The organism is Thalassospira profundimaris, from assembly GCF_003326675.1.
In the GTDB taxonomy this organism is placed as follows: domain Bacteria; phylum Pseudomonadota; class Alphaproteobacteria; order Rhodospirillales; family Thalassospiraceae; genus Thalassospira; species Thalassospira aquimaris.
Genome location: NZ_JPWF01000013.1, coordinates 25,024 through 36,909, shown reverse-complemented (window position 1 = coordinate 36,909; position 11,886 = coordinate 25,024). Strand labels below are relative to the sequence as shown.

Genomic DNA, 11,886 nt, shown 5'->3' with positions numbered 1-11,886 from the left:
CTTAGTGCAGGTTGGCCTGGGCACCAACGCCCTTTTCATCAAGCAGATAACCGCGTGCAAATCGGTCCATGCGGAATGCGGTCGCGGTTTCATGCGGGCGATCGGTCGCCAGCAAATGGGCATAGCAATAGCCCGATGCAGGCGTCGCCTTGAACCCGCCATAACACCAACCCCCATTGAAATAGAGATTGCCGATATGGGTCCGATCCATGATCGGCGATCCATCCATGCTCATATCCATGATGCCGCCCCAACTGCGCAGGATACGCACCCGCGACAATGCCGGGATCATCGCCATTCCGGCCTCGGCAACATGTTCAACACAGGCAAGGTTGCCGCGCTGGGCATAGGAATTATACCCCTCGATATCCCCGCCAAACACAAGCCCGCCCTTATCGGACTGCGACACATAAAAATGCCCGGCCCCGAATGTGACGACCGTATCGATAAACGGCTTCAACCCCTCGGACACAAACGCCTGAAGCGCGTGACTTTCAATAGGAAGGCGCATATCGACCATTTGCGCCACATGGCTTGAACTGCCCGCAACCGCCATTGCAAGTTTGCCGCACTTGATTGCGCCACGGGTGGTTTGAACGCCCGTGATCTGATCACCATCACGGTCAATCGCCGTGACTTCGCAATTCTGGATGATATCAACACCGTTCTGATCGGCCCCACGGGCAAATCCCCAGGCCACCGCATCATGGCGCACCGTACCGCCACGCGCCTGCATCAAACCGCCCATGATCGGAAAACGCGCATTGTCGTAATCCAGAAATGGCAGCTTTTCACGCACCTGATCACGATTAAGCAGGTCTGCATCCACCCCGTGCAACCGCATGGCATTGCCACGCCGCGTATAGGCATCGCGCTGTACGTCGGAATGATACAAATTGATCACGCCACGCTGGGACACCATGGCGTTGAAATTGAAATCCTGCTCCAATCCTTCCCACAGCTTCATCGAGAATTCATAGAACGGGTTATTGCCTTCAAGCAGATAGTTCGACCGGATGATCGTCGTATTACGCCCGATATTCCCCGACCCCAGATAGCCCTTTTCAAGAACGGCCACATTGCGGACGCCAAACACCTTGGAAAGGTAATAGGCCGTCGCCAATCCATGCCCGCCACCGCCAATGATGATCACATCATAACGGGGTTTCGGGTCGGGATTGCGCCAGGCCGGTTTCCAGTTCTTGTTCTTGGAAAAAGCATTGCCAAGCAATGACAGGGCTGAATAACGCATCTTTGATCTTTCGCTGTTGCCCGCAACGGGTACCAACCGATCTTGACAGAGCCACAATTTCCAGCTTGTCTAAAAAAGACATCTAATAACATATTTGGGACATCACATTTGATGCCGCCAAACGCGCGATCAGGGGCATGTGATGACATCGGAAACCGAAATCAGGGCCAAATCCAAACCGGCCACCCCGGTCACACCTGCCGCCAAGACATCGTCACCACAGCCGCAAATGCATTCTCACTCCCCCGCCGGTCCGACTGCGTTCCCGGCCCCGCAACAAATCGGCTTTTTTCTGCTGCCCGATTTCGCGCTGATGTCCTATGCCTCGGCAATTGAACCGTTGCGGGCTGCCAATCTTCTGGCCGGGCGGCCGGTGTACAACATCCTGAATTATTCGGTGTCCGGCGGGCATATCGCCTCGTCCTCGGGCACAGCGGTCCCGACCACGCCACTGGCCCAGGCCCCGACCAATTTGCACAGCCTGTTTGTCTGTGCCGGTGGCCATCCGTCGCAATGGCAGGCCCCCGGAATGCTGCCGGCCTTGCGCAAACTGGCCCGCTGGGGCGTGCGGATGGGCGGCATTTCCAGCGGGGCCTATGTGCTGGCGGCTGCCGGACTGTTGGGACAACGCCAATTCACCATCCATTGGGAACATGCCCCGGCCCTGATCGAAGCCTTTCCCGATCTCGAACCACAGCGTGCCCGCTTTGTCATGGATGGCGACCGGATCACGTGTGGCGGCGGGGTCGCGCCGCTTGATATGATGCATGCGATGATTGCCGAGAATCTCGGATCGGATTTCGCCACCCGGGTTTCGGACTGGTTCCTGCATACCCAGGTCGGCACATCAACCGGATCACAGCGCGCATCCCTTGCCGAACGTTACAACCTTCATCATCCGGGACTGTTGCGGGTTCTCGAAAAGATGGAAACCACCATCGAAGACCCGAAATCCCGCGAAGAAATGGCGCGCTTTGCCCGCCTGTCCACCCGTCAGCTTGATCGTCTGTTTGATCAGCATCTCGGGAAGTCGTTCCTTGAAACCTATCGTCAGGTCCGCCTTGATCATGCCCACCGGCTTTTGACCCAAAGTGCCCTGACCATTTCCGAAATTGCCTTTGCCACCGGCTTTTCAAACAGCAGCCATTTCTCGCGCAGCTACAAGGCAACCTACGGTATCACGCCAAGCATGGCACGCGGCGACTGATCGCTGCATTCCCCACCCCGTTCGGCAAGGAAACCTATCCAACCGAGGGGCGCATATCCCGGACAACGATTTCGACAGAATCGGCACGACTCAACGAGTCTGCATATTTGATATGCATAATTTTTCAAGGCCTATTTTTTAAACATTTGATCTATCGGCGATCCACCAACTTAACTAACTATTTATTTTTATTATATTTTTTGCAACGCACAATAAAAAACACATTTGAACTTGTTCACTACAATGAATTGATTTTTAATAAAAGGAATGTCCATCGGGGGGCATTATGTGATGGAGAGACTAAAATGGAACAATCCGTACCGGAGTTGATGGCAAGGCTCGATAGCCTTGAGTCATCACTCAGCATGGCAACGACCATCAATTCCGAAGTTTTCTATTGGTGGTGTACAGCACTGATGCTTGCCATCCATGCAGGCTTCCTTGCGTATGAAATGGGTGCATCGCGCGCAAAGAACGCGCTGGCATCGGGCATGAAAAACCTGATCGCGTTCGCATTCCTTATTCCGGCATTCTATTATGTTGGCTGGTGGATCTATCTGGCGTTCCCGTCAGGCTTCAGCATCGCCGAAGGTTCCGAGGCAGGCCTGCCCTGGAGCGAATTCATGGGTCCGAACCTGACCGATAACGCATCGGGCATCTTCTATGCGGCCTTCACCCTGTTCGCTGCAACCACCGCCTCGATCATGTCGGGTTCGGTGATCGAACGTATCCGTATTTCCGGCTTCACCATCCTTGCCATTTTCCTTGGCGCGGTTGTCTGGATCCTTGGCGCATCCTGGGGCTGGCACCCGGATGGCTGGCTCACCACCGAGTGGGGCCTTCATGACGTTGGCGCTGCTGGTTGCGTGCACACCGTTGCCGGCTTCTTCACCCTTGGTGTTCTGATCAATCTCGGCCCGCGTATCGGTCGCTTCAATGCCGATGGTACGGTCAACAATATCGACGGCCACAACATGCCGATGTCGCTGATTGGCCTGATGCTGATCGTGATGGGCTTCTTTGGCTTCCTTGGCGGCTGCATCATCTATACCGGTGACATGTGGACCACCATCTACAACACCCCGACGACCCTGTCGGCATTCGCATTCAACACCCTGATGGGCGTTGCAGGCGGCATGATCGGTGCCTACCTCGTCACCCGTGATCCGTTCTGGATGATGTCGGGCGCACTGATCGGTGTGATTTCTTCGGCTCCGGCTCTTGATCTTTACTATCCGGGCTTTGCCTTCCTTGTCAGCTTCGCTGGCGGTTGCATCATGCCGAAACTCAACGACATCCTCGTTGGCAAATTCAAGATCGACGATGCTGTTGGCGCGGTTGCCGTTCACGGCTTTGGCGGCGTCTGGGGCCTTATTGCAGCGGGTCTGTTTGCATCGGGCTATCCGAACGTTGCCGGTCCGGACATCTCGTTTGTCGGTCAGCTTTCCAGTGCGGTTGTCTTCATGATCCTTGGTTTCGTTCCGGGCTATGCCCTGTCTTACGTTCTTAAGGTCGTCGGTCTGCTGCGTGTTACCGAGAAGGCAGAACTGGCTGGTCTCGACAAGGCAGAAGTCCCGGTCAGCGCATATCCGGAAAGCTCTGTTCCGGCTGCGTTCACCAACGATCCTACTTCGCCGACCCCGGCCGAGTAATCCGTTCCTGATCCTTTAAGACAAGGAAACTGAAAATGAACACATCTCCGATTACCAGCTGGGAAGGTGCAGAGGCCTATTTTACCTTTGCTGACAAACCGGCCCTTCTGGCTCTGTTCACGCTGATCGGTATTGGCGTATGTGTCTGGACCATCGTTTCGATGGCCACCCACGAGAACAAAGCCTACAAAGACATGTAATCTTTGGGACTGACGGGATGTTTTGCCAGCCTGCCCTGAACCCAATCGGCACAACATCCCATCACGAACACAGCGAAAGGCCAGCCTTAAAACTGGCCTTTCGGTCTTTCTTCGAATGACACCCCAAAACGGGCTGCCATTCCCTTGCAAGCACCATGACCGGCACCGGGCATATCGCTACATTCCGGCACCCTGACCACATCTGACTTGCACCCCAGATCATTCACCGCAGAGGCCACAATGATCGACCTTTCCCACCCCCTTCCCTATCCCCATGCTGTTCGCGCCGCACGCCCCAGCCGCATCCTCAATGCCGGGCGCACCGCGATGGCACGCAATATCGAACGCTATGAAATTCCCGGTCGCGGGGCCGCCCTGATTGCCCTTCGCGAAGGCGATCTTGTCACCCTGACCAATATCGAAGGGATGCAAACGGTCGAACTGATCGGCCTTGATCCGGCGGGTGGCGCATTGCCCTCGATCTTCGAGCAACTCCCGCACGGCAAACCACGCGGCCTGATCGACCTTCTGGGCAATCCCTATGACACAAGCCTTGCGCGCTTTGCTGCCACTCTCAAACGCCGCGATATCGCGCTTGAAAATTGCCTTGCGCTACGCATGTTCGGCAATGCCAGCCCGGCCGGGGACAGGATCGAATTGACCGCACAGTTTGACGGATTTGTCATCATCGCCACGCCTGCGCCGATCATGCAAATTGATGCCCACAACACGGCAAGCCCGATTGCGGCCGAAATCAAACGTGCCCATCACCATGACACATACAGCTTTGCCTTGCCGGACCCGCTGGCCGACCCGAATCTTGATCTGCGCGTGCATGCCGCCACCGCACAAGCCTATGAAATCAAGGCTGGTGATTACATTCAGATTCTTGATGTCGACGGGCGGCAATGCACCGATTTTCAATGCTTTGATGCCCGCAAACTTGATCGCGGCATCCAGAACCCGCTGGATGTCACCACCACGCGCACACTGATGGGGCACGCCTATCCCATGCCCGGCCTGCATGGCAAATATTATGATCAGGACATGGACCCGCTGGTCGAGGTTATCCAGGATACCTGCGGACGCCACGATGCCTTTGCCATGGCCTGTGCCGCCAAATATTACGACGATATCGGTTATCCGGGGCATGTGAACTGCACCGATAATTTCAACGGGGCCCTTGCCGCACACGGGGTTGATCCGCGATCCGGCTGGATGGCGATCAATTTCTTTTTCAATACCGGCATTGATGATCACGGTGTGATGTATGCCGATCAGCCCTGGTCACGTCCGGGCGATTACGTGTTGCTCCGCGCCATGACCGATCTGGTCTGTGTATCGTCGGCCTGCCCTGATGACACCACGGCGGCCAATGGCTGGAAACCGACCGACATTCATATCCGTGCCTATGACAGCACCGAAAAATTCACCCATGCCGTTGCCTGGCGCCCGACAGCAGAGGCCGAAGCAAAAATGACCAAAGAAACTGCCTTTCACCCGCGTTTTGGCGAACTGACCCGCAACTTTGTTGACTATAAGGGGTTCTGGCTGGCGCACGAATATACCGGCTTTGGCATGATCGAAGAATATTATGCCTGCCGCGAAAAGGCCGTCGTGATCGACCTTTCGGCCCTGCGCAAATTCGAAATCACCGGCCCCGACAGTGAAACCCTGATGCAGCATTGCCTGACCCGCAATGTCAAAAAGCTCGGCATTGGTCAGGTCGTTTATTCCGCCATGTGCTATCCGCACGGCGGGATGATTGATGACGGTACTTTGCTGCGCCTTGGGCAGGATAATTTCCGCTGGATTTGCGGCGATGATTACAGCGGTATCTGGTTGCGCGAACAGGCCGCCAAGCTTGGCCTGCATGTTCTGATCCGTTCATCAACCGATCAGATGCACAATATCGCCGTTCAGGGACCCAAAAGCCGCGATATCCTGCGCGAAGTTATCTGGACACCACCCCATCAGCCCAAGCTTGATGAAGTCGGCTGGTTCAAATTCACCATTGGCCGGATCGGGGATGCCAAAGGCGCACCTGTCGTTATCTCGCGCACCGGCTATACCGGGGAACTCGGCTATGAAGTCTGGTGCCATCCCAAGGATGCGCTGACGGTCTTTGATGCGATCCGGGACGCCGGGGAACCGCACGGCTTGACCCCGATGGGGCTTGCCGCCCTTGATATGGTGCGGATCGAAGCCGGGCTGATTTTCGCCAATTACGAATTTTCCGACCAGACCGATCCGTTCGAAGCCGGGATCGGCTTTACCGTGCCGTTGAAATCCAAGGAAGACGACTTTATCGGCCGCGATGCCCTGATCCGGCGCAAGGATCATCCATCCCACAAACTGGTCGGGATCGAGATTGATGGCAATGTCGCCGCCAGCCACGGCGACTGCGTCCATATCGGGCGCGCCCAGATCGGTGTTGTCACCAGCGCGATGCGATCTCCGATCCTCGGCAAAAACATCGCCCTTGCGCGCATCGACATCGCCCACGCCGATCTTGGCACCGAGGTCGAGATTGGCAAACTTGACGGCCACATGATGCGCCTGCCCGCCAAAATCACCGCTTTCCCGCATTACGACCCGGAAAAAACCAAGCCAAGATCATAACACGAAGAATCCTCACATTCCTGCAAACCCATCCAAAGCACGCCCGCCATCCCAGCCCGGCGTGCTTTTCTTCATCCCGCCCATCGCAATCCTCGGCGAAAAAGCCATCCAGCCCGGTTTGGCTCCGGGTCTGGCTCTGGCTCCCGCTCTGGCTCCGGCTCTGGCTCTGGTTCTGGTTCTGGTTCTGGTTCTGGCTCTGGCTCTGGTTCTGGCTCTGGCTCTGGTTCTGGCTCTGGCAGCACATCTGCACTGGTCCCACTCGACCTTGCCCAACCCAGCTCCGAACTTTCCAGCCTTACCAGCCCCGCCCGATCTCTCCCGATCCTGCCCAGCCCCACCAGACCTTGCTTAATCCTGAGTAATCTGTCGGCCCAGCTCCAAACCTCACAGTCCTGCCCGACCTTTCCCGGCCCTACCCAACCCTGCCCAAAACCCAACTAACCCAGCCTAATCCAGCCCATCCCTCCTGATCGACCTCGGCCCCAGTCCGGTCTTACCCGTCCCAACTCCAATCCCGGTCCAGCTCCAACCCAATGCCTCCTTAGCTTTGCCACAGCGCTGCCCGTCCCCGGTCCATCCTCATCCCAGCCTCGCCGCAGCTACCTCGTCTCAAATCAAAGCCCATCTCAACCTCGCCGCAGCTACCCCCTCTCCGATACAACCCCATCTCGGCTTCTCCGCAGCTACTCCCTCTGCGATTTCACTTGTGGATGCCTTGGGCATCATGACCCCGCAAAACCCAATCCTCATACAAAAGAAAACACCGCGCCTTGGCGCTGGGGTGACTGCGAGGTTTCTCTGTCAGGAGATGACAGCAGGATTATTAGTTTCTATTTAATAATAAGCGTTATTCTGCAGCGCTGCTTTTTAATCCAGTTTGCAAATAAGCATCCAGACTGTCGTCAAGCTCATCAAGCCAGGGCGTATGATGGGCCGGGGACATGTTGCCGGTCATAAGTGACCTGTATGACTTGTTGCGATAGCCCATAATGTCATGGGCCTTGTCATGTTCCCATTCCTCGAAAGTCTTGTTGACCCCTTCGATGTCAAACATCGGATAGTCTGTCATTTCAATAAGATGGGCGGTGTAATCGCCCTGGAACCAGATCATGTCATGATCGTCTTTCAGGCCTTCTTCGCGGTCCCGCCAGGCTTGACTATCCGCCTTCATCACGTCCTTTGACGGCAAATCAAGACGGCCCATGATGACATCACGCGCATACCATGCCTGTGCATCAAACATGTTGAAGGTATAGAACTGGTCCTGCATGCCCAGATACATCAATTTTGGGTTTTCGTCCCACACCACCCCGTTATAAAGACCCAATGGCCACAATCGGTTAGCGGTCTTCAAGCGCAAATCATCGGTCAGGAACGGGAAGTGATGCTGATAGCCGGTACACAGGATAATCGCATCGACATCACGTGATGATCCATCCTTGAAATAAGCCGTATTGCCCTCGACCCTGGTCAAAAGCGGCACCTCGGCCCAGTTATCGGGCCAATCAAAGCCGATGGGATTGGTGCGGTGACTGACCGTGACGGATTTGCAGCCATATTTATAGCATTGCGATCCGATATCCTCGGCCGAATAGGATGTGCCGATGATCAGGATGTCTTTATCTTTGAATTCAAGCGCATCGCGGAAATCATGGGCATGCAGAACGCGCCCACCAAAGGTCTCGAAACCCGGGAATTCCGGCACATTTGGCGTCGAAAAGTGACCGTTCGCGACGATCACATAATCAAATTCCTCGGATGCGATGATATCGTTTTTGAGATCATGCGAGGTGACCGTAAAGGTCTGTGACGCATCATCAAATTCAACACTGCGTACCGGCGTTCTGAACCGCACCCACGGGCGCACATTGGCCTTTTCCACCCGGCCCTTGATATAATCCCAGATCACCGCGCGCGGCGGATAGGACGCAATCGGTTTGCCGAAATGTTCCTCGAATGTGTAATCGGCAAATTCAAGGCATTCCTTGGGTCCGTTTGACCACAAATAGCGATACATCGATCCGTGGATCGGTTCGCCATATTCATCAAGACCGGTGCGCCAGGTGTAATTCCAAAGCCCGCCCCAGTCTTCCTGGCGCTCAAAACAGACAATCTCGGGGATCTCGGCCCCTTTGGCTGCTGCTGACTGGAATGCACGCATTTGCGCCATGCCCGACGGGCCGGCTCCGATGATCGCAACACGAAGTGTCATTGCCTTTGATCCCCTGATAAACCATTTTCCTTGTCCTCCCTTCGGCTGTTTTTTTGTGCCGTTTTTCGTGCCGTTTCGGGCCGTTTTTCAGGCCCTTATCCCTAGTCGGGGAAAATCCCCGGCGATGTCGGCGCACCGTCGTCAAATTGCGACAACCACTCGACCAGGATCGGGTGATAGCGTGACAACCCTTTGTATTCGACAAGTTCCGGGCGCAGATCGCGCATCACACGATGCAGGCGACGGCCCCATTTCGGCTGGGTGACGACTTCGTTCATCGCCATCAAATAGGTACGGATCGGAAACAGGATCGCGTTCGATCGCGGCAACCGCCAGAAGGTCTGAAGCTCGACCCGAAGATGGATCTTTTCGCCGATATTTTCAGGCGTCACCGTGGTGCGATCCGGGCCCCATTTCGGATAGTTTTCCGGGCTGGTATCAAGCCTTGGATTAACCGTCAGCGTCCAGTTCAGACGCCGGGACGGCTGCCCTTGCGGCAGGGAAAGCAGGAATTTCAACGCGCGCTGAAACACGCCCAATTCATGGGCCAGCGGCACCGGTGCATGCCATTCAAAGAAATTCATGCCGACATCAAAATCAAGCGACCAGTCGGCCTGTGCGGTAATGATCCCGGCATCAAGCCAAAGATTGCCGTCGCGCTGATCAAGGATGGCATGGTCGCCCTGCACCTGGCGGCCGATATATTCCATCGGATGACATGGCAGGGCCGAACTGTCGCCAAAGATGAACGTATCGTCGATCTGAAGCGGCTTGTTGATCCAATGCCAGCGATCCCCGTCAATGGTCAGCTCGAACAGATCGGGATAATCACGCGCCTTGGAAACCATCACCAGTTCGACAAAATCCCAACCGGCTGTTTCCATATGCGGCAAGGCCTGACAGCGACCGGGATCATCGGCAAGAACAAGCGCGCGATCCTTCATTTCCGCGACGTAATGTTCGTCCACATCAAAGGCATGTTCAAACGGGCTTCCCGCCCGTGTGGCGTGATGCGGTTCCACATTGGTCGAATACATATAAACGTCTTCGGGAAACGGGAACGGAAAGCGCGGGATGTTGCCCGGACTGTTGGCATAGGTGAAATCGTTACGGAATGTCTCGTTTCTAAACTGAATGGTCATGATGCCGATCCCCCTTACAGATCAAGCTCAAGGCGTTCACCGCGAAAACGCGACACGCAGGGCATGATGAATTGCTTTGAGGCACGCTGATCGTCGTCAAGCCAGTGGTCGTTGTGGGCGATATCGCCATCACAGGTGACGACCCTGGTTTCGCATTGACCACACGCCCCGCCACGACACAGACAATTGACCGGGGTCCCGGATGCCTCGATGGCTTCAAGCAAGCTTTGTTCCGGCCCGACCGCGATATCGATCCCGGCCTTTGCCAGATGGACGGAAAATGCCTGACCAACCGGCGGGGACAGGAAATGTTCGAAATGGATGTGGGCGGCGGGCCAGCCAAGGTCGGTTGCGGTTTTGACAACCGCTTCGATCATGCCTTTCGGCCCGCAGACATAAACATGGGTGCCAAGCGGTTGATCAGACAAAAGTTCCGCCAGATCAGGACCACCGCCCGCATCATCACAATAACATGTGACATTATCGCCAAAGCGATCCTGCAAGCTGTCCATATAGGCCGCCTGTGCCGCAGTACGGGCCGCATAATGAAGTTCGAACGGCGCACCAAGTTCGGATGCCTGCGCCATCTGGGCGATGAACGGCGTGATACCGATACCCCCGGCAATCATCAGATGTTTGCGGGCCCGCAAATCAAGGGAAAACAGGTTCACCGGGGCCGAGATATTCATCTTCATGCCCGCTTCGACCTTTTCATGCATGAATTTCGATCCACCGCGCCCGTCATCATCACGCCGAACCGAAATGGCATATTGGCCGCGCTCAAACGGTGAACTCATCAATGAATAGGCATTCTTGCGCTTGGTCGAACCATCAAGCATTTCAACAACGATATGCGCCCCGCCGGAAAAGGCCGGAAGTTCGTTACCGTGGATATGTTTGAATTCAAACCGCTTGATGATCGAATTGACTTCGACAACCTTGCTGACAACAACCGGGATTAAATGATCGGACGCACTCATTTGAACACCTCCCTGATTTCGACTTCCTCGGTCGGGTCTTCGGCATTGATGCAAACACCCTGAAAGGCGGCCAGACGCCGGGAATAATGATCGCGCACCAAAAGCAGAAGATCACAGGACGGGCATTTGACCGGCTGTGTCGTGACCTTTTCGATCATGGTTTTGCAGTGAACGCATTGAACGCGCCTTGCCAGACTGCCGCGATGTTCACACTGCACCGCTGTATGATCGAGCCCGCATTCCTCGCCCTTGGCGACAGCCTGCCCAATCAGGCCCTCGGTCCCGGCAAGGTAAAGCTGACTGCCCATTTTGGCATCGGCCAGCCAGTCGCCAAGCCTGGCAATGGCGTCATCAATGGTCGGGAAGTGTTCGAACCGTTTGGCCCCCAACGCGTAAAGGGCGGTGATCAAGGCGTTTTCACCCGGCGTCGGCACATAAAGGATATGCACCTTTTCCATGAAACCTTTCGGGGCGGCTTGGGCAACGCGGATAACACATTCTGCGCCCGAAGCATCGGCAACAAAGTAATGCGCCAACCCCGGCGCAATCGCCAGGGTGCCATAGGTCGGGCGCGAAAGAATGCTTTCTTCTATCAAACTTTCAGACATGGTAGCGGGGT

General features: G+C 55.6%; 10 protein-coding genes. 5 read left to right on the top strand and 5 right to left on the bottom strand.

The genetic code is table 11. The annotated features are described in order from the left end of the window. Position 1: 1 nt before the first annotated feature. On the bottom strand, positions 2–1,252 hold the full coding sequence (locus TH19_RS17215; RefSeq protein ID WP_114103690.1) for a sarcosine oxidase subunit beta family protein: 1,251 nt from the start codon (positions 1,250–1,252) through the stop codon (positions 2–4). A 142-nt stretch (positions 1,253–1,394) separates the two neighbouring features. Between TH19_RS17215 and TH19_RS17210 the strand changes: the two genes are divergently transcribed. From TH19_RS17210 to TH19_RS22785, 5 genes are all read left to right on the top strand, one after another. Continuing rightward, the gene (locus tag TH19_RS17210) at positions 1,395–2,459 is read left to right on the top strand and encodes a GlxA family transcriptional regulator (RefSeq protein ID WP_258548017.1); all 1,065 of its coding nucleotides are present in this window, start codon (positions 1,395–1,397) and stop codon (positions 2,457–2,459) included. Between the two features lie 305 nt (positions 2,460–2,764). Beyond that, positions 2,765–4,111, top strand: coding sequence for an ammonium transporter (locus TH19_RS17205; protein WP_114103599.1), 1,347 nt, complete (start codon positions 2,765–2,767; stop codon positions 4,109–4,111). Positions 4,112–4,146: 35 nt separating this feature from the next. After that, the gene (locus TH19_RS22790) at positions 4,147–4,311 is read left to right on the top strand and encodes a hypothetical protein (RefSeq protein ID WP_181846462.1); all 165 of its coding nucleotides are present in this window, start codon (positions 4,147–4,149) and stop codon (positions 4,309–4,311) included. A 240-nt stretch (positions 4,312–4,551) separates the two neighbouring features. Continuing rightward, positions 4,552–6,933 (top strand): trimethylamine N-oxide demethylase, encoded by a 2,382-nt coding sequence (locus TH19_RS17200; protein ID WP_114103598.1) that lies wholly within the window; start codon positions 4,552–4,554, stop codon positions 6,931–6,933. A 61-nt stretch (positions 6,934–6,994) separates the two neighbouring features. Further along, positions 6,995–7,285 (top strand): hypothetical protein, encoded by a 291-nt coding sequence (locus tag TH19_RS22785; RefSeq protein WP_181846461.1) that lies wholly within the window; start codon positions 6,995–6,997, stop codon positions 7,283–7,285. Positions 7,286–7,780: 495 nt separating this feature from the next. On the opposite strand, the gene TH19_RS17190 is transcribed toward TH19_RS22785, so the two are convergent. The 4 genes from TH19_RS17190 to TH19_RS17175 form a co-directional block, all read right to left on the bottom strand. Then, the gene (locus tag TH19_RS17190; protein ID WP_114103597.1) at positions 7,781–9,145 is read right to left on the bottom strand and encodes an NAD(P)-binding domain-containing protein; all 1,365 of its coding nucleotides are present in this window, start codon (positions 9,143–9,145) and stop codon (positions 7,781–7,783) included. Positions 9,146–9,246: 101 nt separating this feature from the next. Continuing rightward, entirely contained in the window at positions 9,247–10,287 is a 1,041-nt protein-coding gene (locus tag TH19_RS17185; protein WP_114103596.1) for a heme-dependent oxidative N-demethylase family protein, read from the bottom strand. Between the two features lie 14 nt (positions 10,288–10,301). Further along, complete coding sequence (locus tag TH19_RS17180) at positions 10,302–11,267, bottom strand: PDR/VanB family oxidoreductase (protein ID WP_114103595.1); 966 nt, start codon at positions 11,265–11,267, stop codon at positions 10,302–10,304. Further along, complete coding sequence (locus TH19_RS17175) at positions 11,264–11,875, bottom strand: dimethylamine monooxygenase subunit DmmA family protein (RefSeq protein ID WP_114103594.1); 612 nt, start codon at positions 11,873–11,875, stop codon at positions 11,264–11,266. The genes TH19_RS17180 and TH19_RS17175 overlap by 4 nt, the downstream gene beginning before the upstream one ends. Between the last annotated feature and the right edge of the window lie 11 nt (positions 11,876–11,886).

Excerpts from the sequence above, each read along its gene's own strand:
- TH19_RS17210 (WP_258548017.1), top strand. The coding sequence starts at position 1,395 with ATGACATCGGAAACCGAAATCAGGGCCAAATCCAAACCGGCCACCCCG.
- TH19_RS17180 (WP_114103595.1), bottom strand. The coding sequence starts at position 11,267 with ATGAGTGCGTCCGATCATTTAATCCCGGTTGTTGTCAGCAAGGTTGTC.
- TH19_RS17200 (WP_114103598.1), top strand. The coding sequence starts at position 4,552 with ATGATCGACCTTTCCCACCCCCTTCCCTATCCCCATGCTGTTCGCGCC.
- TH19_RS17185 (WP_114103596.1), bottom strand. The coding sequence starts at position 10,287 with ATGACCATTCAGTTTAGAAACGAGACATTCCGTAACGATTTCACCTAT.
- TH19_RS22790 (WP_181846462.1), top strand. The coding sequence starts at position 4,147 with ATGAACACATCTCCGATTACCAGCTGGGAAGGTGCAGAGGCCTATTTT.
- TH19_RS17215 (WP_114103690.1), bottom strand. The coding sequence starts at position 1,252 with ATGCGTTATTCAGCCCTGTCATTGCTTGGCAATGCTTTTTCCAAGAAC.
- TH19_RS17205 (WP_114103599.1), top strand. The coding sequence starts at position 2,765 with ATGGAACAATCCGTACCGGAGTTGATGGCAAGGCTCGATAGCCTTGAG.
- TH19_RS17190 (WP_114103597.1), bottom strand. The coding sequence starts at position 9,145 with ATGACACTTCGTGTTGCGATCATCGGAGCCGGCCCGTCGGGCATGGCG.
- TH19_RS17175 (WP_114103594.1), bottom strand. The coding sequence starts at position 11,875 with ATGTCTGAAAGTTTGATAGAAGAAAGCATTCTTTCGCGCCCGACCTAT.